The following is a 24,621-nucleotide window of genomic DNA, read 5'->3' as shown; positions in this document are numbered from 1 at the left end:
GAATCAGCCCAAAGGCATCTCTTAGCGAGATGCCTTTTTTGATCAAGCAGGTTATTACCGCAGCTTATTGACGGGGATTTTCGCGAACTGAGCTAAAACAACAAAAGCGAGCACCAGCAAGTTAGCAGCATAGATGACCACTAGCCACTGTGGCATGGAAAGCGTTAAAAATTGCCATACCACTTTCGAACAGTCACCGTAAGCTTCGAACATCCAAGGTGCCCATTGATTGAGTGGTGCCCAGCTGGGGAAAGTGACAAATAAATCACAAGTGGCAAAAGGAGAAGGGTTGAATTGGTAATCCACATGTTGCAGAGCTAAGGTCAAACCTTTATAAGCACTGGCTCCCCAAGTAACGAGTCCAATCCAACGAACAATCGGATTATTGGGTGCGATTAAGCCAAGCAGAGCCGCTCCGCCAATTCCTAGCATCGCCACACGTTCATAAATGCACATCACACACGGTGCGAGCATCATGATGTGCTGAAAAAAAAGCGCACAAGCCTCAAAAAAAACCACAAAAAGAAGTAATAAAAACCAAGATTTTCTCGATTGAGAGAACAGTTTCAGAGTAGAAAAAAAAGTCACATTCAATACCTGTAAAGAATAAAAAGCCCTGATAGTTCAGAGCTTTTTAACTTAGATAAGTTTCATTATCAACCGAATATTTTAATGCCCGGCAGAGATGGCTTGAACTGCTTTGGCTGAATGGTGCGTAATCCACCCTAAGTCATAAAAATGCGCAGTCATGGGTTCAACTAAGAAGACAATGCCAAACAGGCCAACTAATGCCAATACAATCGTGTAGGGCAGAGCCATGATGACCATTTTGCCATAAGAAAGGCGGATCAATGGTGCAAGTGCTGATGTTAATAAGAATAAGAAAGCGGCTTGACCGTTTGGTGTTGCTACTGACGGTAAGTTCGTACCTGTGTTAATCGCGACAGCCAATAAATCGAATTGGTCACGCGTGATAACACCTTCTAGTAGCGCTGTTTTGACTTCATTAATATAGACAGTGCCAACGAAAACGTTATCCGAAACCATCGACAAAAGCCCGTTAGCCACATAGAAGAGAGCAAGCTGAGCCCCTTTATCTTCAACATTCAACACAGCATCGATAACTGGCTTAAAGAGTTGTTGATCGATAATTACGGCTACGATGGAGAAGAATACCGCCAGCAGCGCCGTAAAGGGTAGGGCTTCTTCAAATGCTTTGCCTAGCGAATGTTCTTCTATCACACCAGTAAATGCTGTCGCCAAAATAATAACTGAAAGACCAATCAATCCCACTGCCGCTAAGTGCAGTGCCAATCCAACAATCAGCCAGACAGCAATAGCGCCTTGGATCCAAAGTTTTGCGACGTCTTGATTGGTTCGATTTTTGCGCTCAGCCGTGTCAAAATCGACCAGAATTTGACGAACGTTAGCGGGTAATTCTGCGCCGTAACCAAATAGCTTCAGCTTTTCAACCAATACACAGGTCAAAATACCACAGAGAAAAACAGGTACGGTTACCGGAGACATACGGATGATAAACTCGCCAAAAAACCAACCTGCTTGATCGGCGATGATCAAGTTTTGTGGTTCACCAACCATGGTCATCACCCCGCCTAAAGCGGTACCTACGCCAGCATGCATCAGTAGTGAGCGCAAAAACGCACGATAGTTTTCTAGGTCATCACGTGTTAGTTCTGAGATATGCTCATCTTGAGTATGGTCATGAGCGGAGCTTGTCCCTTGTCCCGATGCCACTTTGTGATAAATCGAGTAAAACCCAACGGCGACACTGATGACCACGGCAATAACTGTTAAAGCATCCAAAAATGCAGACAGGAAAGCAGCTGTAATGCAAAAGGCGACCGAAAGCATCGCTTTTGAACGAATACCAAGTAGTATTTTGGTGAAGATGAACAGCAATAGCTGTTTCATGAAATAGATACCAGCCACCATAAACACCAGTAGCAGCAGAACTTCGATGTTATTCACAAGCTCATGTTTTACTTGCTCTGCACTGGTCATCCCAATGGCGATAGCTTCGATAGCCAGTAAGCCACCAGGTTGCAGGGGATAGCATTTAAGCGCCATCGCTAGGGTGAAAATGAATTCAACCACAAGTAGCCAACCAGCAATAAATGGGTCGACCAAAAAGAAAACAATCGGGTTGATAATGAGAAAAGCAATAATGGCAACTTTGTACCAGTCAGGGGCTTTACCAAGAAAGTTCTTGAGAAAAGCGCTTCCGAGGGACATCGGCATGGGTAGTTCTCTTACTGTTGAGATGATAGACGCTGTCAGCTTATCTTTAATTCATTATGTGAAGTGGCCAAATAGAACGTGTTAAACACGAAAACAGTATCTATCGGCAATGTTCTAGCGAAACAACAAACCGTTTAGGGATTATGGTTTTACCAAGACACTCCTTGAGTGAGACAAGCAATCCTTACTTCGACCGTCACTCTACTCCGCAAGCTTTTTTAGTCAATAATAATCAGGTTATTGATAAAACACTTACCGATATTTTGGTCAAAAACGCGATCAAAGTTGGGTAAGCATAGCATAAGAGTTGTGAAAAATTCACGCCGAGCCGTATTTTGAAGTGGAGTTAAGGTAATAGGCATCTAAATGACTAAAAAGAGCGAATTTTGCAAGCTTAAATTGATTATTTTAAGTTTATTAATGTGAGTTATATCTCTTTATTTTTTCTACTCTTATGAGTTCTTCCTTTTGAAGAACTGCTAAAAATTACCATTTCATTGACTCGGTATTGTTCATAAACAAGATGATTAAATTAGAGTTTAAGCTCTATTTTGTTTGTGATAACTTCGCGGATGGTTTGTTTCCGATAACGTTCAACTAGTGGTATGATGAGTCCCATTCGACCCAAATAAATAGAAAACTGGATAAGTACTTAATGGTCATTAAGGCAAAAAGCCCAGCAGGTTTTGCTGAAAAATACATAATTGAGAGCATTTGGAATGGTCGCTTTGCACCGGGTTCTATCTTACCTGCAGAGCGCGAACTTTCAGAATTAATTGGTGTAACACGTACAACGCTTCGAGAAGTATTACAACGCTTAGCCCGTGATGGTTGGTTGACTATACAGCATGGTAAGCCAACAAAAGTAAACCAATTTATGGAAACTTCCGGTTTACACATATTAGATACATTAATGACGCTCGATGCTGAAAATGCCACCAGTATTGTGGAAGACTTACTTGCGGCTCGGACAAATATTAGCCCCATATTTATGCGTTATGCATTTAAAGTGAACAAAGAGCCTGCTGAGCGTACTATTACTAATGTTATCGAAAGCTGTGAAGCACTATTAAGTGCTAAATCTTGGGATTCTTTTATGGAGTTATCTCCTTATGCACAGAAAATCCAACAGCATATTAAAGATGATGGTGAAAAAGACGAATATAAACGTCAGCAAATATTGATTGCGAAAACCTTTAACTTTTACGATTACATGTTATTTCAGCGTTTAGCGTTTCACTCAGGAAATCAAATTTATGGTTTGATTTTTAATGGGCTAAAGAAATTATATGACCGAGTCGGCAGCTATTATTTCTCTAATCCAGAAGCACGCGAGTTAGCCTTGCAGTTTTACCGTGAATTATTAGCAGTATGTGAAAGTGGCAATCGTGAGCAGTTGCCGATTGTGATCCGTCATTACGGCATTGACAGCGCTCACATATGGAATCAAATGAAAACAACGTTACCGACAAATTTTACAGAAGATGATCATTAGAAAATTCGTTTTACTGTAAAAAAAGCCCGTATGAAACGGGCTTTTTTGTAGGTTAGATATCTTCGTTACCACCCGCTTCTTTAAACCAAGCGGCTAAATGTAATTTTAAATCTTTCAGTTCATCTGGGCCGATTAAGGCCAACCCTAAATCTTCTGCACGAGTAATGTCATTATGGCGGAGTGGGCGAAAGCTCACGAGCATAGCGCGAGCTTGTAGGCCACCAAGCAAATCACGTAATGATTCTAGCTTATAAAGCGTATCATCGCCGTCATCACGCATACCTTTCGTTTTACATTCAATAATATGCAGTTTGTTATTCACCACTGTAGCGACATCGAGTTCATTTCTGACTTCTCGCTCACCTAATTGACGGTAGACTTGAACATTCAAAGAGCGATCTTGAATGGTAGGCATATCATCTTGGATCTGCCTTATTGTACTGTGCACTAATGTTTCTAACCATTCTCCATTGGAAAATCGGCGCGCATCTTCGTTGGCGAAGGTTAAAATGCCATTTTGATAGGTGGCGATTTGTGCTTCGACCAGATCGGTCAACAGAATATGAAGTTCACGATAGCCTTGTTGTTTTTCTGAAAGTGCAACATCTAGCCGCTGCTCTTTGCGGCACGTCGTCGCTAAATAGTTTAATGTGGCTAAACCAGGACCAAGTTCTAATGCATTACTTGCCCAGCGCTCGCCGAGTTCGTAAAGTTTTTGGTCAAGTTGTGGCGGAATATGATGCTCACTAAATTCACCCCGTGCGCCAAAAATGGTTAAGTAGTCTGAAATGGTAATGTGGTCTTGCACTTGGGTATTATTTTGACCATCGGGATAAAGCCAACACAACTGATCACTGTTCGGTTCGACGACAAAAATAGGCCATTGATAGCTACGGAACACCTCATAAACGGATAATAAACGATGTCTCAAACCACAACTTGCGTTCAGCTTGACTTCGTCGTATCTGGTTTTCAAATCTTCCGCTAAAAACTGAATAGCTTGTTTGATTGCTGAGGTATTGGAACCCGATGGGATTTCAAAAAACTCAGAAGTGATGTCGCGCTGACTCAATACCGAGTGTAAACGTAAATACATTGATTTTTGGTCTTGATCACCGATGAAGACAATGTGCGAACTTACCGTTCGATTATCAAGCAGGGGAGTAACCAAGCGAATAGGGTCTTGGTCGATAATGCCAACATGAACAGCCATAGATCATCCTCATGTTTGGCTTGCAAAGAGTAGGAGGTAGATAATAATGCGCAAGCCGATAGTTATCATATAACGATGTGGCATCAAAAAAACAAGGGCGACTTTAGATTAAAAGCCGCCCTTGAGACATAATTTACATGTAACTTACAAATGGGGTTGAGTTTGTTAACGGTCACTCATAATGTAAAACGATGGACTAATTCATTCTGCTGATTAGCAAGCTGAGTTAGGTTGGCGCTTGCCTGTGCAATTTGAGACATGGCTTGATAGCTACCATCAGCGATTAAATTAATATCCTCGATACTGCGTGCAATGTCACCGGTTGTTTCACTTTGCTCGGCGGCCGCCTGTGTAATATGAGTACTCATCTGACTGATTTCTAGAATTAACGCTTGGATCTCTTCCATTGCGCTATTCGCCGTTGATGCTTGCTCGACAGAAAGTTCCATATCAGTCATGCAGCTTTCAATAACAGTACTGGCAGAAGATGAGCTGGATTGCAAGTTGCTGATCATACTTTCAATTTCAGACGTCGAATCCGTTGTGCGTTTTGCCAAAACACGAACTTCGTCAGCTACGACTGCAAACCCGCGCCCTTGCTCTCCAGCACGAGCAGCTTCGATCGCGGCATTGAGCGCCAATAAGTTAGTTTGTTCTGCAATATTACGAATCACATCCAAGATAGAACCAATTTGGCTGCTCATTTTTTGCAGTTCACCGACAGCATCAACCGATTGATTTAAGCGAGTCTCCAATTGATTAATAGTAGTGATATTGTCACTCATAATTTTACGGCCCGATTCAGAAGCCGATTCAACTTTCTGCACCATCTCTAGCGAACTTTGAGCACTTTGCGCTACTTCTTGTACTGAATGAGCCATTTCTGTCATTGCGGTTGCCACGCTCGCGGTTTGCTCACGTTGGGTGCTGAGTTGTGACTGTGCTTTTGAAGAGGTGGTTTGGTTATGGTTAGCTGTGTTGGTTAAATTTTCAGAAGCATCATTCAACTGCACCAAAATATGGTGCAAATTATCTGCTAGCGAATTGATGTGGCCACTTAAGCGACTAAACTCGTTGTTGTAACGAATTTCAATGCGTTGCGTCATATCTCCTTTTGTCAGCCCTTCTAGCGTTTTGAGTATACGATTTAACGGCTCACGAACACTTTGCGCAATGTGGTAACCAATACTCGTAGCCACTAGCACAACCGCAATACCAATCACGATCGCTTTAATAACTCCTTGCTTATAGACTTCCCCGGCTTCTCGTAGAGAGGCATTTAAACCGTCGGTCGCAGTATCGTTAAAAGAGTCTAAAATCGTCATTGCTTTATCGACCTCGATAGCCAAATTCGCAATGTTTTCATAAAGGGCTGTTTTCGCTAGTAAGTAACTATTGTGTTGATCAAGCACACCACCCTTTTGCCCAATATCTTGAGAGAATTTTTGGACGAGATCGTCAAATGTTTTTTTCAGTTCAGGTAATTGGGTCGATAAGCCTCGGTAAGCGTAGTTGAGGTGCGTGACCGCTTTTTTATTCATGGTGACGGCCTTGTCAACAAAGGCGACATCCGAACTGGCCAAAGCGTCTGAAGTGATTAATTCCGCATCTTTCAATTTAATGAAATAACTTTTCGCCATGACTTTAACTGAAATACTATTTTGCCCATCGACAAAATCTTTCATTCCGGTGCTTAAATCGGCATGAAGTCTTTGAAATTCACGAGTTGATTTTTGCACTTGAGCTTGCGCCTCAAACATCGCCTGATAATTATTCATGGCTTGTTCTGCTTCTGAAAAGTAGCGGAGTTCCATCTGTTTAAGTTGGCTTATCCGCTCTTCAAGAGAGGGGTTCATTGCACTTGCTTGTTGGAGCTGGTTTAGCACGTCAGCAAAATCTTGTTTTGCTTTAGCAAATTCTGAACGCATCACATTCATGCGATCTTGGTTTTGTGTCGTCAAAAAGTCCTTAAAAGATTTATCAGCAGAAAGCAGTTGAACACTTGTTTTGTTTGACAAAGAAACGAGCGGTAAGGCGGTGGTTGATACACTTTCGAAATTAGAATGAATTTGATTCATTCCTCCCATCATAATGGCGGTCGTTACTGCAAACATGATGATGATCAGTGTGAAACCAGCGTACATTCGCCTAATCACTGAACCCTTCATAATCCTCTCCCTAGAAAAATAGTGTTTTGTTTTAAAAAATAACAAAATAATGAGTATTGTATTGAATGTGAGACGTACATTTTATGACGGGCCTGGCAAAACGCATTTTTTATATTAGTGTTCTGTCATTTATGCTACGCGTACGGTGTTTTTTATTGAGCTTTTGACAGGGTTCACGCATACTCAAATCCAACTACACACCTATTATATTCAGTAGCATTAAGGTCAAATTAGTGTCGGTTCTATCGGTTGTCGATATGTTGTCGTGGGCCACTTAGGTATTAGCCTTGAACCACTTATCTCGATCTAATGTACTTTGATGTGACTGCGTAATCCTATTTATTAGTGGAGTATTTCATGGCTGAAGAAACCATTTTTAGCAAAATTATCCGTAAAGAAATTCCTGCAGATATCCTCTATCAAGATGATTTAGTTACCGCCTTTCGGGACATTAACCCTAGAGCGCCTAGCCATATTCTTATCATTCCCAATGCGTTTATTCCGACGACCAACGATGTTGAACCTGAGCATGAAGCGGCTATGGGACGTATGTTTACAGTGGCAAAAAAAATCGCTCAACAAGAAGGTATTGCACAAGATGGCTATCGCTTGATAGTGAATTGTAACGCTCATGGTGGCCAAGAGGTTTACCACATTCATATGCACTTGGTTGGTGGTCGCCCGTTGGGTCCGCTTTTGATGAGCTAATGCATGGGTCGCCCAGCCACTATTGGGCGCTCGATTGATACGATTAGAGTTAAATATGGAGTATTGAGTGAAGCGTTACGTGCGACATATTACGGTTTTTTTATCGCCTTTTTTTCTCAATGCCTGTGCTAATTTTTCTGCGGGGAACTTGTTTAGTCATTACAGTGCTCAAAATGGCGCTGTCTATCAGTCCGTTAAATCTGGGCAGTATCAAGATGCGGAGAATGAACTTGCGGAATTTGTCGCGGGTGACATTCTGGACAATCTGGAAAAAGGGCGAGTCCATTTTCTTAACCAGAATTATGTAGACAGTAAGCGTAGTTTCGAATTGAGTGATTCTGCGGTTAAAATTCAACAAGATAAGGCATTGATTTCACTAAGTGATACGGCGACAAGTGTCGGTGCGTTGGCTGTGAATGATAACTTGATGGAATACGTTCCTGCGGATTATGAACTCGGTTTTTTACATCTTTATCTCGGTTTGAATTATTTACAGCAGAATGATTTGGATGGAGCTCTGGTTGAGGTTCGGCGAGCGAATCAGGTACAAGAGCAAGCAAGGCTGGCTAGAGAAGCGGAACTTGAAAAGGCGCAAAAAGAGCTAAAATCACAAGGTGTGACACCAAACTTAGGTAGCGTACTAGCAAACTACCCTGATGCAGGAAAAGCTTTGCAGGCGGTGCAGAATGGTTACCTTTTTTACCTTTCTGCTTTGCTTTATGAAGCCTCTGGTGATCTTAACAGTGCCTATGTCGACTACCGACGCGCTTTGGCCGTCACTCCCGATAATATTGAGGTTATAGAGGGGACATTACGCGTTGCGAAACGATTAGGGATGAGAGAAGACCTAATCCAATTAGAGAAACGCTACGGGAAATCTCATTCACTGACTGCTTCTCAAGGTCGTGTGCTTATAATAGAAGAGCAGAGTGTGGTGAAAGCCTTAGATAGCTGGCGTCAATCTTTACCCTTGTATGACAGCAGAGGAAATGGCGCATTGTATTCTCTCGCCTTACCTTATTATCCTAATACACCTGTTGAATCATTTTCATCACTGACGATGAATGACAAAGTACTCACTTCTCATTTTCTGACGGATGTGAATTTAATGGCAAGTCGAAACTTGTCTGAGAAAATGCCCTCTATAGTAATAAGGCAAGCGTTGAGAGTGCTGGCGAAAGATCAATTGCGCAAAGAAGCTGCCAAAGATGACAATGTTGGTAATTTAGTCTTCAATGTTTGGAATCTGCTGACAGAGCAGCCCGATACGCGCAGTTGGCTAACGCTGCCAGGGCTAGTGCAAACGGCTAGTCTGCAAGTCAATGCAGGCGAGCAACAGATAAGGGTGGGAGAGCAAGAATATCAGTTTTCTGTACCGGAAAAAGGCACCACTTTGGTGTGGGTTTCTCGTCAGGGACGTCATTCAACCATCTGGCATAAACAACTAGGAAGATTGTAATGAAAAAGTGGATATTGGGACTGTTAGTCACATTCTCATTGATTGGATGTGCTGAAAATACCGCAGGATTAAGAGTTGATGGCGCTTCGCAAAAAGTGCTATTTGGCGACAATGTATTAGGTAATCGCTTGGTTGTTGAAGACATTGCAACTAACCAAGTGGATGGTCATACGAGGGGACTTGTGCGTTTAGTGAGTCATTACCAAGGTGACCAAATTATCGAGTACCGTTTTTCTTGGTATGACGATGATGGGCTTGAAGTCAATAACAGACAAAGTCCTTGGAAACAAAAGATCATCAGTGGGATGGAGACGGTGTCGTTGTCGGAGATTTCTGTCAATCCAAATGGAAAACAGTTTCGCGTACAGATCCGTGGGTCAAATAATTAAATTGGGAAAGTAAGGAACCAATATGAACAAAAGTATTATCGCATTGCTAGGGCTCGCTGTCATTTTGGGCGGCTGTTCAAATAAAGTCAGCTACGGAGATGCACAATCCGTTGAAACGACGACAGTTGATTTTGGTTCAACAGATTTACAAAAAATCGCGGGGGAAATGGTTGATAGCATGATGATGTCAGGTTCGGTAGCAGCGATTACCCGTGATTCTCGTCCTATCGTGTTTGTTGAGCGAATCAAAAATAAAACCAGTGAGCACATTGATACTGAATCTATCACTGACACCATCAGTACTAAGATGTTGAATTCAGGTAAGTTCCGCTTCGTCGACATGGATCGTGTTGAAGCCGTGCGCGAACAGCTCAATTTCCAAAATAATGATGAGTTGGTCAACCAAAGTACCGCCATTCAGTTTGGCAAAATGGTTGGCGCACAATATATGCTGTATGGCAACTTGTCGAGTATTGTGAAAAACGCAAGTAGTGATAAAGATGTATATTACAAAATGACGATGCGTTTAATGGATCTTCAAAGTGGCCTTATTGAATGGGCAGATGAAACCGAAATTCGTAAACAGCAGTCAAAAAGTTTACTCGGTTTTTAATTACAAAATTGAGTAATTGAGAGAAGAGGTCCTTATGGCGAGAATGTCTTGGCGTGAAGCTTGTCAGCTTGATCGTACCTTAACGTCGCTAGAAGGATTCTTCTCTGCTCCCCCCGACTATGCACAAACGCTGACGGGGGGGTTAACAAACCGATGTTGGAAAATTGTCACGGAGGAACGCAGCTTTGTTTGGCGGCCTAATACGCCGATCACTCAAGCCTTTTCCATTTCGCGTTTTCAAGAATATCAAATTCTCTCTGCTATCGAATCTTCTCACTTAGGCCCCAAGCCACTTTCCATTAATGATCAAGGATTATTGGTTGAATGGATTGATGGCCAATCCCTTACTGGTGGTTTACCTTTCGATTCTCTATTAAAAACACAGATAAAGATCCATAATCTCAGTACAGCACGCATCCCAGTTGCCCCTTTCAGTTTTATCGCTCGGGTTGATCATTATTGGCTACAGCTCAAAGCTGAGTATAAAAGTGAAGACTTGTCGGCTTTATATCAACGTTGGCGCACCGCACCTAACCTTGCTGATGTTGGTCAGACTTTGTGTCACTTTGATTTGGCTGGCTACAATATGGTTAAAACCGATGAAGGTAACCGCGTGATTGATTGGGAATACGCCTCAATTGCCGACCCCCGGCTCGACCTGGCTTTAAGCATTGATGTTGCAGAAGAAAAACCATTAGAGGCGGTCTACCGTTATTGTCAATTGCGTGAGATTGTGGGGGTCGATGATTGGGTCGAAGGTGTGGTGGCTTGGCATCCAAGAGCAACAATGATGGCCATGTTATGGTATTTGTTAGCACATCAATTATGGGGTGATGACTATTATCGTCAACAAGCCGAACATCTAAAACGCACATTATGTAGCTAGGATCACTGTTTCGTCGTTTTGTTGCAGTAAATTAAGGTTAAAGTCTTTGAAACCACAATCTTCGTGGTAGATTAAAAACCTCAAGGAGTGGGGAGTTATTATGATTATTTATCTGCACGGTTTTGATTCAACAAGCCCAGGAAACCATGAAAAAGTACTGCAATTGCAATTTATTGACAGCGATGTCCGTTTTATTAACTACAGTACACAGCACCCAAAACACGATATGCAGCATCTTCTAAAAGAAGTGCATAAAGTGATTGAGTTGTCTGATGACCCACATCCGATTATTTGTGGTGTAGGCCTCGGCGGCTTCTGGTCTGAGCGGATTGGATTCTTATGCGGAATTAAGCAAGTGGTGTTTAATCCTAACTTGCATCCGGAAACAAACATGACTGGACGCATCGATCGCCCTGAAGAGTATGAAGATATTGCGACTAAGTGTGTTGAGCAATACAGGGTAAAAAATAAAGGACGCTGTTTAGTGATTTTATCTAAAGAAGATGAAATTTATGACAACAGCAAAACAGCAGCAGAGCTCGAAAACTACTACGATATCATTTGGGATGAAACCCAGAACCATAAGTTCAAGAAAATCTCACAGCATTTGCAAGCGATGAAGGCATTTAAAGAATCAAATTAAGCATCCGTGCATCATAGTTTCGACTGAACGACTCACAATTGTGAGTCGTTTTTTTATGGCCCAATCCCCCTATATCTCGTAGTGAAATAGAGGAATTCTTTGGTTGCACCATGAGTTTTGCTCTATATAATGATTAAATTATAAATATTTTGATAAATATCAAAAAAAATTGAGAGCAAGTCTTAAATTTGCCTAATTTGTGTGTAGTTACATGCATTTATCCTAATGAAACGTGCTGCGAAGATAGCTTCATTTGCTGAACAAGATTTATCTGAAGCAAGCGCATTACTGAGAATTCCTTCAGTGTGAGATTTCACGCTGAATCATGTTTATTTCTTTTTGAGGATTATTGTTGTGACACGAATTATCGTAGTCGGTGGTGGCGCGGGTGGTTTAGAGCTCGCGACTAAACTTGGTCGCACTCTTGGCCGTAAAAATCGCGCAGAAATCACATTAGTGGATCGTAAAGCAAGCCACTTATGGAAACCGTTATTGCATGAAGTGGCAACGGGTTCATTAGATGAAGGAGTGGATGCGCTAAGCTATCGCGCTCACGCAAAAAATCATCGTTTTGATTTCCAAATGGGTAGTCTTGCTGATATCGATCGTGAACGCAAAGTGATTGTTCTTAGTGAATTGCAAGATGAGCATGGTGAATTGTTAATGCCAAGTCGTGAGCTTGAATATGACATTTTGGTGCTGGCAATCGGTTCAACGTCTAACGACTTCAATACTCCAGGAGTTCGTGAGCATTGTATCTTCCTTGATAGCCCTGAACAGGCAAATCGTTTTCGTACTGAAATGAACAATGAGTTTCTAAAACTTCATGCGAAAAATGGTAACGGTACAGTTGATATTGCGATTGTTGGCGCAGGTGCAACGGGTGTTGAATTATCTGCAGAGCTACATAATGCAGTAAAAGAGCTGCGGACTTATGGTTTTGGCGATCTTGATTCAAGCAAACTGAATGTCAACCTTGTGGAAGCGGGTGAGCGTATTCTACCCGCTCTTCCACCTCGCATTTCTAGTGCTGCGCACAGCGAATTAACGAAATTAGGTGTCAACGTTCGTACTGCGACTATGGTCACGCGAGCAGATAAGGATGGCCTAACAACTAAAGATGGCGAAAAGATTCCCGCTCAGATCATGGTGTGGGCTGCTGGCATCAAAGCACCGGATTTTATGAAAGAGATTGCTGGTTTGGAAACAAACCGCATTAATCAGTTAGTGGTAAAAAACACCTTACAAACCACAAGAGATGACGATATTTTTGTGATCGGTGATCTAGCACAATGTACACAAGCCGATGGTTCATTTGTGCCACCTCGTGCACAAGCAGCGCACCAAATGGCAAGCCAAGCGTTCAAGAATATTGTTGCTAAGCTTAACGGGCGTGAGCTCAAACCGTATGTTTATAAAGATCACGGTTCGTTGGTTTCATTAAGCCGTTTTTCTACCGTTGGTAGCTTAATGGGTAATTTAACCAAAGGCTCGATGATGGTTGAAGGTCGTATTGCGCGAGTAGTGTACATTTCTTTGTATCGCATGCACCAAATGGCGCTACACGGTATGTTCAAAACAGGGTTGATGATGTTAGTTGGCCGTATTAATCGTGTGTTGCGTCCAAACTTAAAGCTTCACTAATATTCCCAGCGTACTAGCCATAAAAAACCTCGCCTTTGTTAAAAGGCGAGGTTTTTTGTTGTCATCCCTAAACCACCGCCTTGGGCGGTGGTGATTGAACCTTGGGGCTATTGCCCGAAGGAGTGCCCATGCTAGAAGTAAACCTCTTATTCACCACAAGTAAGAGGAAACTAAAAACATGGGCGATTATAGAAGTTCATCACATGTATATTGGCGTTGCAAATACCATATAGTTTGGACTCCGAAATACAGATTTAAGATCTTGAAAGGGAATGTAGGTAAGGAGCTTTATCGCTCAATCTATATTTTGTGCAATATGAAAGATTGTGAAGTCTTGGAATTAAATGTTCAGCCGGATCACGTTNNNNCAGTTAGAGTTGAAGATAAACTAGCAGCGCAGGGATGCCCCCTTATAGGGGGCTATAAACCAAAGCCGCCTTCTAAGAAGGCGGATTTTTACTGTCACCCACCACCACCGCCTTGGGCGATAGTGGTGGTTATATCAAATTCAAGTTATTTAATGGTACTTGAGCGATAAGTGTTATGTGTTAGCCAACTAGGCTGAGCATTGGTTGGTACTGAGCCATCTTGGTTAATGTTTGAGAAATGGAATGAATGTTGGTTCCAAATTCTCGTTGCATTTTTCCATGGTTTATCAGCATCGGCTGATTCATAAACATAGACGCCGTGGTTTATTGCGCTTTCTTTTGCATAATCATTTGCGACCACAATAAGCGATGCATTGTTGTTGCCTTCGAGATCCGCCACAACAGGATATTCCCACAAGGTGTTCGACGAGTTAGCAATCGTTGCTAATACTGCTCCCGTGCGCCCATCAAGAATACGGACTCTCAGAAGATCTTGTACGATAACTTCATCAATGCCATCACCAGTGAAGTCATAAGCAGAGACACCGATTTTTCCACTATTAGAGTCATCATTTTTCACAGACCAAACCTTACTGCCTTGCGCATTGTACATGTCAACAGCATAGTAACCAGCGTATACGATACCCATATTCTGTATGTTGTTGTTGATTTTTTCACCCACAATAAACTGTACAGCATTCACATGCTTTTTGAAGGTGAAGATAGGCTTTGGTTTACTCCACACATTTAAGCCTACCAGTTTGGTATTGCTTGGGACTGTATATCGTTCAGTTGTTGCTTTGCTCTTCATGACAGGAAAAGCATAAGGAATCGTTTTAGTTTTCCAAACAGGAGCTAGGTAAGAAACTGTTTTGGTATGCCAGCCAAAGGACCAGTAAGAAACTTGTTTTGTTCTCCACTCCAATCCAAGGTATGGAACTTCTTTTGTTCGCCACTCTAATGCTGGGTATTTAAAGGCTGAGTCTTTTGAACCTAACGTTATTTTCGAACCATCATTGAGAGTGAATTCCATCTCGAGTACGCCATATGTCCACCACGTTTTATATTTGCCGTAGGTTACATCGACAGAGCGGACTTTGCTTGCATCAATAGTATGCAGTGAACCGCCTTGACCACCCACCATATTACTTGCTGTTGATCCAATAGCGTCAATCAGATCTCCTGAGCGGATTTTAAGTTGGTTGTCATCTGCTATTTTAACTGGATGGCTGTGATGTAAATGGGTATATCCATAAACAGGGGACTTAGCTATTTCATTGGTAGAGTTAGTTGCTGCATTACCAAGGAAATTAGAGATAGCTTGTACACCACCGCCTGGGTTTTCAAGGTTATTAACCTCCCACTTTACTGAGCCGTCATGCTCTAATACGGCAAAGCTACTATTTTGTGCAGAGCCTTTCGAGGCCGGAACTGATACCACAATTTCTGGTTTATTGTCGCTATCTAAGTTGGCAACGGAAGAAAACCAAACCGTATCATTCGCTTGATATTGCCAAGTAAATGAGCCATCGCTTTTATAAAGAGCGCCGTTTGAAAATACTTCTTGGATACCATCGCCATCCGCATCAAAACTGATCGGTGATGGAGCCCACTCTAAACTAAATAGCAAACCAGTATCGTAATTATAAACACCATCGGCAGAGATGATCTCAATTGACCCATCATTGTTTAAATCAGATAGTGAAATTGCGCCAACCGAGCGCCATCCAGAAGCACTCTTCAGGATTTGTTTTTTTATCTGACCTTCATTATCTAATATATTGATGTAAGGGCTGATTGTGCTCGTTGTCACAATTTCAACTACACCATTACCATCAAGATCTGCAACTGCAGGAGAATAGCGAGCATCGGCTATAATGCCACCATTATCATACGACCAAAGCTCAGAACCATCGATACCACTTAGTGCCCTAACTAATCCACCTTGCGTATATTTATTACCTTCAAAAGTAATAACGATAATATCAGCGATATCATTCTCGTCGATTTTTCCATCACCATTATCATCATTTAACTGAGCAACGATAGGTGCCGCCATAACTTGGTTAGACTCAGGTTTAAATGAACTGCCTTGCCAAGACCATTTTAATTGGGTGTTTATTTCACTAGGGCTTGATGCGATTGCAATGTTACTTGCTGTGATACTGCCTATTGACAGTAGCCCGACCGCACATAACGAAAATTTAGAAGTCATTAGGTAACATCTCTCTCAGTATGTTTGTGTAAATTCCGATTTAAATTGATGTTGTTAACCTGTGCTCTACTTCAACGATAGGTATTACGGTAAATGAGTCGAACATGGCACAACACGAGATGGGGAGATTATCAAGACTTAATAAGAGGGATTCAATCTTACATGGCTCTCATAAATGAGAGGTCTTAAAAATGAAACACTCACTAATGAAATACATTGTCAGTTTAACTTTTAGAAGATCACGTACCCAAACCATTGGAACGGTCTGTAGGTGGGTTGTGTTATTGGTTTTAATAAGAATAGTTAACAACAGAATAGCTCTAACCGGTAAGGATATTAAATCAGTGAGCTAAACTGTATGAGAGATGAATAAAAGAAAAAACGCCCAGGCAGGGCGCTTTGTTAGGCTTTATTCTGCAACGCGGCGAACTTGAATGATCATTCCCATTAATGGATGGTCTAGATAGTGGGTTTCGTTGCTGCGCATACGGCGTTTTTGGTCCATCCGATAGCTCTTTAAAAACTCTTCCTTTTCCACTGTTGGGGAGATGGCTTCTAGGTTTCCAAGTTGAACCTCGGCATTTTGCTCTTCAGGTGTAATGTCTAACTCCAATGGTTTACTTTGGAGCACGATTTCTCGCACAGTCGGGGCTTTAAGGTCGAGCGTGGTTTCAGCATAAAGATAGTGCTGCACATAGATTTGTAATTTACCGTCGAGTTCGTAAAGGGGACTCGCGATATTTTGTTCTAGCACACCGTTTACTGGCGATTCTTCTAGTACGGCTACTTTTTCACTGCCGTCAGTATTGAATTTAGCGGAGTAATCTTTACCCGCTTGAATATGGAAAATCGGTGCGGAAGCTCTGCCTTGATCGCCTTGACGCCAAGCCGTATGCAATAGCACTTCAAAGCCGGCGTGGTTTTTCAGTTTTTGTGCTTGATCGTTAAGTTGGTAGTCGGAAAAAGGCAGCATTTTCACGCCTTTTTCTTGGCGATAGTTTAAGTCACTAAAACTGCCCGCGCGTTGAATATTGATTTCAGGCAATGAGTTAGGCCACGACTCACTGACCTTCTCTGCATCAATTGCACGCTTAAAAATGATCACTTCTATGTCAAATTGCCGTTGTGCCAGACTTGGCATCGAAATAAGCAAAAGTAGGAGTGGGATCAGTTTTTTCATTATGGCTCCATCATTTTTTGTGCGTAATTTATGCTCTAGGCATCAGGTTTTGTTGGAATTCGCTGAGCATACTCGACACAAATTGAATTCGTTCACGTCTATCAGCTAATGGTACAGCAAACTTAAACTTAGTTGGCCCTTCCATTGCAAATTTTTTCGGTTGTGATTGCAGAAGTCTAACCAAAAAGACGGGATTAATGTCAGCATCTGGATAGAACTCAATGTAGCCGCCTTTTTCATGTGCTTCGATTTTCTTCACTTTTATACGTGCAGCATCAATTTTGACTTCAGCAACGCCGAGTAAGTTATTTGCAGCATCGGGTAACTTACCAAAGCGATCAATCAACTCGACTTTGAGCTCGGCGAGCTCATCTCGGCTAGCGACACTCGCTATCTGTTTATACATGGAGAGGCGAGTATTTACATCAGGAATGTAATCATCGGGTAATAGCGCAGGCAAACGCATTTCTACTTCGGTTTGTTCACGAAGCAAATCGTCAAGAGAAGGTTCTCTGCCATTTTTTAATGCTTCAACCGCTTGCTCTAGCATCTCCATATAGAGAGTAAAACCAATCGATTGGATCTGACCGCTCTGTTCATCGCCCAATAATTCACCTGCTCCACGGATTTCTAAATCGTGCGTTGCTAGAGTAAAACCGGCTCCAAGATCTTCAAGAGATGCAATCGCTTCTAAACGTTTCACGGCATCTTTAGTGATGGCTTTAGGATGTGGAGTGAGTAAGTAAGCATAAGCTTGATGGTGAGAACGTCCTACTCGGCCACGAAGTTGGTGTAGCTGCGCTAAGCCAAGGTTATCTGCTCGGTCCATAATGATGGTGTTCGCGGTTGGGACATCAATCCCGGTTTCAATGATGGTTGTGCAAACCAATACATTGAATCGTTGGTGATAAAAGTCGTTCATCACTTTTTCCAGCTCACGTTCACGCATTTGTCCATGGGCGACGGTAATTCGAGCTTCAGGGACCAGCTTTTCTAAATCGGCGGCCACTTTGTCGATAGTTTCTACTTGGTTATGTAGAAAATAAACCTGTCCACCGCGCATGATTTCACGTAATACGGCCTCTCGAATCGTATTGTCATCATGTTGGCGTACAAAGGTTTTGATGGCTAATCGTCGTGCGGGTGGTGTGGCGATAATCGATAGATCGCGCATTCCGCTCATCGCCATGTTTAACGTGCGCGGAATCGGCGTTGCCGTTAGCGTGAGGATATCCACATCAGCACGCATCGCTTTCACTTTTTCTTTTTGGCGAACACCAAAACGGTGTTCTTCATCAACGATCAAAAGACCAAGATCGCTAAATTTTAGCTCGCTGGAAAGCAGTTTATGCGTGCCAACCAAAATGTCGACTTTGCCGTCGGCGACATCTTGTAGAATCTGCTTTTGCTCTTTCGCTGATTTGAAGCGTGATAAAACTTCGACACGGATCGGCAGGTTAGCGAATCGGTCTCGAAAGTTCTCAAAATGCTGCTGTGCGAGTAAGGTTGTCGGCACTAATACGGCCACTTGTTTATTGTTGTCGGTGCAAACAAAGGCGGCGCGCATGGCGACTTCTGTTTTGCCAAATCCAACGTCACCACACACTAATCGGTCCATCGCTTTTTTCTGACACATGTCCGATAGCACGGCGTTGATAGCTGTATTTTGATCATCGGTTTCTTCAAATGGGAAACCTGCTTTAAAGGTCGCGTATTGGCCACGATCCAGAGCGAACTTATAGCCTGGTTTGAGCTCTCGCTTGGCGTAAACATCCAGCAGCTCTGCAGCGACATCGCGGACTTTTTCGGCCGCTTTTCGTCGTGCCTTGGTCCATGCTTCACCCCCGAGTTTATGCAATGGTGCGCTTTCTTCCGCGCCGCCAGAGTAACGACTAATGAGATTCAATGAAGCGACAGGGACATAAAGTTTGGCTTCGTTTTGATACTCAAGGGTGACGTATTCGGTCATCATGCCACCCGCTTCAAGCGTCTGTAACCCGAGATAACGGCCGATACCATGATCAATATGAACAACGGGTTGCCCTGGTTTGAGTTCAGCTAAGTTACGAATGACAGCGTCACTATTGGTGACTTTACGGTCTTTCTTACGGCGAAGAATGACACGGTCACCGAGTAAATCACTTTCGCAGATGAACGCTAAGTTAGCATTGTTATCGATAAAGCCGTGCTCAGATGCCCCTAATACGAGACATTGTTTTTCTTTTGCTTGGCACGCTTGCTGGAAGGTTTCTTTTTCGATAGGGCGCAGTTTTACGCGTTGCAATAGCTCTAGTAATGCTTCGCGACGGCCTTCTGATTCGACGGAAAAAATGATTTTCCCAGTGAAACTTTCACTAAATTGCCGGATGGCGGCTAAAGGCTCTTTATTTTGATGCATGACCGCCAAGTCGGGTAATGCACTGACCGCTAAATTGATCCGCCCTTGCTTTTCTGAAATTGGTTCCACACTGAGTTGGATCTGAGCCACGTTTTTGAAAAGACTGAAAAGCTCATCTTTTTTAAGCCACAATTCATGAGGTGGCAGCAACGGGCGAAGAGGGTCAACTTTACGCTGCTGGTAACGATATTCGACGTCGGTTAAAAACTGGTCAATCGCTGTTTCGATATTTCCTACGACAATTAGTTGGCTTTCTGGCGCGATATAATCGAACAAGGTTTCGGTGTGTTCAAAAAATAGTGGTTGCCAGTATTCAATACCGGCTGGCCAAATCCCCTTTGAGACTTGCATATAGACAGATTCTGGTTCACGACGCGCTTCAAATCGTTGACGCCAGCGGGTGCGAAAATCTTCAATTGCACTTTCTGTGGTGGGAAATTCATGAGCAGGCAGCAAGCGTATCTCACTGATCTCTTCAATTGAGCGTTGATTCTCAGGATCGAAGGTGCGTATGGTGTCGATTTCATCATCAAAAAAATCAATGCGATAAGGATCGCTGCTGCCCATTGGAAATAAATCAAGAATCGAACCTCGGCTGGCATATTCGCCTGGGCCAAACACTTGATCAACATGACGATAGCCCGATTTTTCCAGTTGAAGACGTAATTTATCTAAGGAAAATTGATCACCGATTTTGACCATTAAAGTATGCTGTAGCAGAAATTCTCGCGGCGTCTGACGCTGCAATATGGTGCTCACTGGCACAATGGTAATGCCTGTTTTCAAGCTCGGTAATTGATATAGGCGCGCGATGCGATCAGAAATGATCTCTTGATGAGGCGAAAAACTATCATAAGGCAAAGTTTCCCAATCAGGAAACAGCGCCACTTCGGCGTCACTAAACTGCTCAATTTCGTGCTGCAGCTTTAAGGCGGTTTGAGGATCAGGTACAGCCAGTAAAGTGTGGCTATTATGCTGGTTGGCCAGCTCTGCAATTGCCAATGCAAGGCTTGCACCACGTAGGTTACCAATGTGTTTTTTGTCGCCCGCGCCAGCAGGTTTAATCAGAGTCAGTAAAGAGTGTGTAGTCATGAGAACGCTTATGGTTTATTTCGGTCTAAAGAGCGTTGACGCAGCAATTTTTGCTGCTGGTACAGTGCGGCTTTAATCAAGAGATCTTGGTCAGTATCTCGCAGTAAATCGTATTTCATCGTGATGAGATAGTGTTGCTTGTCAGCTTGGCAATCAATCACCGAACTATAGCAATAAATAGCGGCTGCAGGGTGGTCCAAAAACAGTTTACAGCGGGCTTGGGTACCAATCTCTAGTGCGTTTGGATAACGAAAAGAGAAGCGACTGGCACCAAATGTGCTGGTGATGAAGCGTGAATGTGGCTCATCTTGCTGTGATAACATAAAGGTCAGCAACAAATTCAGTTTCGAATTTTGAGTATCAAGTAACTGAACGACGTGCTTGAAATCACTATTTTTCAGTTCTAGTCGTGCACTTTCGGTGAGTGCATCCAACTGGCTAAACTCACTGGCCACAATAAATGGGGCAGGAATCTCCGCTTCAAATATTGATTGGGAAGGTAGCATAAATGTGCTGTCTAAAAGTTCAATATTGGTTGTCAGTCCATAGTGAACCGTAAAAAATTCTTGCTCGGTCATAAAGGCATCCTTCTCATCGCTTTGTTGATTATCGTCATACCGGCGAACTAATCAAGGTATGTCCTTGTTATCGAGTCTATTTAACCGATTTTTGGCAAATTAAAGCTACAACCTTCCACCGTTTCTCGTTACAGTACTGAGCATCACTTTTAGGCGGTTTTTCTTATGTTTCATCCTATTTCGGCGTTCATCGGCTTGCGTTATTTACGTGGGCGATCCGGTGATAGATTCAGTCGATTTGTCTCTTATATGTCTACGGCGGGAATAACCATTGGCGTGATGTCATTGGTGACGGTGCTTTCGGTCATGAATGGTTTTGAATCCCAGCTCAAAAATAGAATTCTAGGTGTGTTGCCTCAGGCTGTAGTTTCGCAAAATGGCGATCGCACTTTGCTCACGCAAGATGTGCCTCAATTCATTAGCCAGCTCTCTAGCGCCAGAGCGGCTGAACCGATTGTACGCAGTGAAGCGGTTGTTCAAAGCTCATCGCAACTGGCCGCAGGCTTGTTGGTGGGAATTGAACCTAATCAACATGATCCGATTGCGGCGCACTTGATTGCGGGTCAAGTGAGTGCGCTCAAGCCAGGCGAATATCAACTCTTCCTTGGCCATTCACTGGCGCGGGCGCTCAACGTGACAATTGGCGATAAAGTGCGTTTGATGGTCACTTCAGCTAGCCAATTTACCCCCTTAGGTCGTATTCCTGCGCAGCGTAATTTTACAGTCGCAGGCATCTTCAATACGGGGTCTGATGTGGATGGACAGCTGATGCTGACGCACATCAAAGATGCAGCGCGATTGCTCCGTTTACCATCAAATACTGTGTCGGGATGGCGGCTCTTTTTTGATGATCCTTTTGTGGTTGCAGACCTAGCTAGCGCACCTTTGCCTGAGGGATGGCAATGGAGTGACTGGCGAGATCAGCGTGGCGAGTTGTTCCAAGCTGTTCGCATGGAAAAAAATATGATGGGTTTGATGCTTGGGTTGATTGTTGGCGTGGCGGCTTTCAATATCATTTCCGCGTTGATCATGGTGGTGATGGAAAAACAAGCTGAGGTCGCGATTTTGAAAACGCAAGGCATGACAGATCAACAAGTACTGGCCATTTTTATGGTTCAAGGCGCGAGTAGTGGAGTGATTGGTTCGCTTGTCGGTGGTGTGTTAGGCGTATTGCTGGCGGATAACCTCAATGGATTATTAGAAAGCATGGGTGTAGCGCTGTTCTCTGTGGGGGGAACGCTGCCCGTAGTGATTAACCCCATGCAAATTATGTTGGTGGTGATAGCGGCCATCACGCTCAGCTTATTCGCGACACTGTTTCCTTCCTACCGCGCGTCATCCGTAAAACCTGCCGAGGCTTTAAGATATGAATAACCTTTTACAATGCCATAACGTATGCAAAACCTACCAAGAAGGGGAGCTACGGACTCAAGTGCTAAAAGGCGTCAGTTTTGGCATTCAAGCGGGGGAGTTAGTCTCAATTATTGGGACTTCTGGATCTGGGAAAAGTACGTTATTACACATTCTGGGTGCACTGGATGAGGCAACCGAAGGTTCAGTGTCGTTTTTAGGTCAGGATTTATCGAGCTTAAGCTCCAATAAACAAGCGAACATTCGCAATCAACATTTGGGTTTTGTGTACCAGTTCCACCATTTATTAGCCGATTTCACCGCTCTTGAGAATGTTGCCATGCCGTTGCTTATTGGTGGCCAAAAAGTATCGCGTGCTAAACAGGCCGCGCAAGCACTGTTAGAAAAAGTGGGGTTGGGACATCGTTTATCTCATCGACCTTCTGAGCTCTCTGGTGGAGAGCGGCAGCGGGTAGCGATTGCGCGAGCGCTTGTCAATCAACCCGATTTGGTGTTAGCCGATGAGCCTACGGGCAACCTTGATCACAAAACGGCGCTAGCGATTTATGATTTGATGCGTCAAATGAATCAAGAGTTTGGCACGGCATTTTTAGTGGTAACGCATGATAGCGAACTTGCTGAAAAAATGGACAGACAGATGCACATGCAAGATGGTTTGCTGATTAATGTGGAGGCACCGTAGATGTTCACCTCGCTCTCTTTAGTGATTGGTCGGCGTTTTAGTCTGGCAAAGCAGCGTAATAAAATGGTGTCGTTTATCTCGCTCTCTTCCATTATCGGTATCGCCGTGGGCGTTGCGGTGATCATCGTGGGCTTGTCGGCGATGAATGGTTTTGAGAGAGAGCTGCAGAATCGCGTGTTATCTGTCATTGCACACGGAGAGTTTGAAGGGGTTCAACAACCCATCGCAAACTGGTCGTCATTAGTCAAGCAAGCCGTGCAGCATCCAAAAGTGGAAGCGGCCGCTCCTTATGTAAAATTGACGGCGCTGGCAGAGAAAGGCGCGCAACTGAAAGCGATTGAGGTGCGCGGAATTGATCCGCAAATGGAGCGCGCCGTGTCGCGTTTATCTCAATTTGTCTCTTCCGATGCATGGCAAGGTTTTGTCGCAGGTCAGCAACAGGTCATTTTAGGCAAAGGAGTGGCGGATAAATTGGGCGCGGCAGTCGGTGACTATGTCACTTTGATGATCCCCTCTGCGAATGAGAGCGCTAAAGTTCAAGCGCCAAAGCGCGTGCGCGTCAAGGTCTCAGGGCTTTTGGAGCTCAATGGCCAAATTGACCACAGCCTTGCATTAGTGCCATTGGCAGATGCACAAGCTTACGCCAAATTAGGAGAGCGAGTGACGGGCGTTGCTATCAAGGTCTCAGAGGTATTAAATGCAACTCAAATTGTAAGAGAGGTCGGCAATACGCTTGATCAATACGTCTATCTACGCAGTTGGCAGCAAAAATTTGGCTTTTTGTACCGTGATATTCAGCTGGTCAGAACCATTATGTATTTGGTGATGGTGCTGGTGATTGGTGTGGCGAGCTTCAACATCGTTTCAACACTTATGATGGCGGTAAAAGATCGTGCGGCTGAAATCGCCATTTTGCGCACTATGGGCGCGACCGATGGATTAGTGAAACGAATTTTTGTCTGGCAGGGTGTTTTCTCTGGTGTATTAGGCAGTGTGATAGGTGGCGTGTTAGGTGTGCTGATTGCGTGGAATTTAACAGCGTTAATCAAAGGATTAGAACGGTTAGTCGGCCATCAGTTTTTGTCTGGTGATATCTATTTTGTCGACTTTTTGCCATCACAAGTGAACCCATCGGATGTGGTGCTTGTCTCTTCCACGGCGATTGTGTTGAGCCTACTAGCTACTTGGTATCCAGCCTCTAGGGCCAGTCAACTGAACCCAGCGTCTGTGCTTAGCGCTAAATAATCTTAACTCGGATTC

Annotated in this window: 19 protein-coding genes and 1 pseudogene; 12 read left to right on the top strand and 8 right to left on the bottom strand. The window is 43.4% G+C overall.

Annotated elements, in window-relative coordinates; genetic code table 11:
* Positions 1 to 54 precede the first annotated feature (54 nt).
* Both dsbB and nhaB read right to left on the bottom strand, forming a co-directional pair.
* The gene (gene dsbB / locus AACT42_RS07100; protein ID WP_094132236.1) at positions 55 to 594 is read right to left on the bottom strand and encodes a disulfide bond formation protein DsbB; all 540 of its coding nucleotides are present in this window, start codon (positions 592 to 594) and stop codon (positions 55 to 57) included.
* Between the two features lie 75 nt (positions 595 to 669).
* Entirely contained in the window at positions 670 to 2,259 is a 1,590-nt protein-coding gene (gene nhaB / locus AACT42_RS07095; RefSeq protein ID WP_013856514.1) for a Na(+)/H(+) antiporter NhaB, read from the bottom strand.
* Between the two features lie 655 nt (positions 2,260 to 2,914).
* Here nhaB and fadR point away from each other — a divergent pair.
* Positions 2,915 to 3,754 (top strand): fatty acid metabolism transcriptional regulator FadR, encoded by an 840-nt coding sequence (gene fadR, locus AACT42_RS07090; RefSeq protein WP_010319711.1) that lies wholly within the window; start codon positions 2,915 to 2,917, stop codon positions 3,752 to 3,754.
* Between the two features lie 52 nt (positions 3,755 to 3,806).
* Here the strand turns inward: fadR and AACT42_RS07085 are convergent, their stop codons facing one another.
* Together AACT42_RS07085 and AACT42_RS07080 are read right to left on the bottom strand one after the other, a co-directional pair.
* Positions 3,807 to 4,967: a DUF1887 family protein gene (locus tag AACT42_RS07085; RefSeq protein WP_013856516.1), complete on the bottom strand. Its 1,161-nt coding sequence runs from the start codon at positions 4,965 to 4,967 to the stop codon at positions 3,807 to 3,809.
* Between the two features lie 176 nt (positions 4,968 to 5,143).
* The gene (locus AACT42_RS07080; RefSeq protein ID WP_094168003.1) at positions 5,144 to 7,135 is read right to left on the bottom strand and encodes a methyl-accepting chemotaxis protein; all 1,992 of its coding nucleotides are present in this window, start codon (positions 7,133 to 7,135) and stop codon (positions 5,144 to 5,146) included.
* 357 nt (positions 7,136 to 7,492) lie between these two features.
* Between AACT42_RS07080 and hinT the strand changes: the two genes are divergently transcribed.
* From hinT to tnpA, 8 genes and pseudogenes are all read left to right on the top strand, one after another.
* Positions 7,493 to 7,843 carry a purine nucleoside phosphoramidase gene (hinT, locus tag AACT42_RS07075; RefSeq protein WP_026027183.1) on the top strand — a complete coding sequence of 117 codons (351 nt, stop codon included), beginning with the start codon at positions 7,493 to 7,495 and terminating at the stop codon, positions 7,841 to 7,843.
* Positions 7,844 to 7,910: 67 nt separating this feature from the next.
* A complete protein-coding gene (locus tag AACT42_RS07070) occupies positions 7,911 to 9,302 on the top strand; it encodes a COG3014 family protein (RefSeq protein WP_094132238.1) in 1,392 nt (463 codons plus the stop codon).
* Positions 9,302 to 9,691, top strand: a complete 390-nt coding sequence (locus tag AACT42_RS07065; RefSeq protein WP_013856520.1) for a YcfL family protein — start codon at positions 9,302 to 9,304, stop codon at positions 9,689 to 9,691. The genes AACT42_RS07070 and AACT42_RS07065 overlap by 1 nt, the downstream gene beginning before the upstream one ends.
* Before the next feature lie 22 nt (positions 9,692 to 9,713).
* Positions 9,714 to 10,304, top strand: coding sequence for a penicillin-binding protein activator LpoB (gene lpoB, locus AACT42_RS07060; RefSeq protein WP_013856521.1), 591 nt, complete (start codon positions 9,714 to 9,716; stop codon positions 10,302 to 10,304).
* Positions 10,305 to 10,338: 34 nt separating this feature from the next.
* Complete coding sequence (locus AACT42_RS07055; protein WP_038172104.1) at positions 10,339 to 11,190, top strand: phosphotransferase; 852 nt, start codon at positions 10,339 to 10,341, stop codon at positions 11,188 to 11,190.
* A gap of 100 nt (positions 11,191 to 11,290) precedes the next feature.
* Entirely contained in the window at positions 11,291 to 11,833 is a 543-nt protein-coding gene (gene ycfP / locus AACT42_RS07050) for an alpha/beta hydrolase YcfP (RefSeq protein ID WP_094132239.1), read from the top strand.
* Between the two features lie 354 nt (positions 11,834 to 12,187).
* Positions 12,188 to 13,477, top strand: coding sequence for an NAD(P)/FAD-dependent oxidoreductase (locus AACT42_RS07045; RefSeq protein ID WP_026028144.1), 1,290 nt, complete (start codon positions 12,188 to 12,190; stop codon positions 13,475 to 13,477).
* Between the two features lie 178 nt (positions 13,478 to 13,655).
* A pseudogene (tnpA, locus tag AACT42_RS07040) lies at positions 13,656 to 13,850 on the top strand (IS200/IS605 family transposase); the annotation flags it as partial.
* 140 nt (positions 13,851 to 13,990) lie between these two features.
* Here the strand turns inward: tnpA and AACT42_RS07035 are convergent.
* The 4 genes from AACT42_RS07035 to AACT42_RS07020 form a co-directional block, all read right to left on the bottom strand.
* The gene (locus tag AACT42_RS07035; protein ID WP_094133271.1) at positions 13,991 to 16,060 is read right to left on the bottom strand and encodes a beta-prism lectin domain-containing protein; all 2,070 of its coding nucleotides are present in this window, start codon (positions 16,058 to 16,060) and stop codon (positions 13,991 to 13,993) included.
* Positions 16,061 to 16,469: 409 nt separating this feature from the next.
* Positions 16,470 to 17,240: a peptidoglycan binding protein CsiV gene (locus tag AACT42_RS07030; protein ID WP_094133270.1), complete on the bottom strand. Its 771-nt coding sequence runs from the start codon at positions 17,238 to 17,240 to the stop codon at positions 16,470 to 16,472.
* 28 nt (positions 17,241 to 17,268) lie between these two features.
* Positions 17,269 to 20,730: a transcription-repair coupling factor gene (gene mfd, locus AACT42_RS07025; protein ID WP_094133269.1), complete on the bottom strand. Its 3,462-nt coding sequence runs from the start codon at positions 20,728 to 20,730 to the stop codon at positions 17,269 to 17,271.
* A gap of 8 nt (positions 20,731 to 20,738) precedes the next feature.
* Positions 20,739 to 21,308: a PilZ domain-containing protein gene (locus AACT42_RS07020; protein WP_094133268.1), complete on the bottom strand. Its 570-nt coding sequence runs from the start codon at positions 21,306 to 21,308 to the stop codon at positions 20,739 to 20,741.
* Between the two features lie 165 nt (positions 21,309 to 21,473).
* Here AACT42_RS07020 and lolC point away from each other — a divergent pair, with 165 nt between their 5' ends.
* From lolC to lolE, 3 genes are read left to right on the top strand one after another with little or no spacing between them, the layout of a single operon-like run.
* Entirely contained in the window at positions 21,474 to 22,682 is a 1,209-nt protein-coding gene (lolC, locus tag AACT42_RS07015; RefSeq protein ID WP_094133267.1) for a lipoprotein-releasing ABC transporter permease subunit LolC, read from the top strand.
* Positions 22,675 to 23,361 carry a lipoprotein-releasing ABC transporter ATP-binding protein LolD gene (gene lolD, locus AACT42_RS07010; RefSeq protein ID WP_017042302.1) on the top strand — a complete coding sequence of 229 codons (687 nt, stop codon included), beginning with the start codon at positions 22,675 to 22,677 and terminating at the stop codon, positions 23,359 to 23,361. Before lolC ends, lolD begins: the two co-directional genes overlap by 8 nt.
* Positions 23,362 to 24,606, top strand: coding sequence for a lipoprotein-releasing ABC transporter permease subunit LolE (gene lolE / locus AACT42_RS07005; protein WP_094133266.1), 1,245 nt, complete (start codon positions 23,362 to 23,364; stop codon positions 24,604 to 24,606).
* Positions 24,607 to 24,621 lie beyond the last annotated feature (15 nt).

Source organism: Vibrio sp. V15_P4S5T153 (assembly GCF_963874485.1).
GTDB lineage: Bacteria > Pseudomonadota > Gammaproteobacteria > Enterobacterales > Vibrionaceae > Vibrio > Vibrio anguillarum.
The sequence above is the reverse complement of the archived record's forward strand: the minus strand, read 5'-3'. Positions and strand labels throughout refer to the sequence as shown.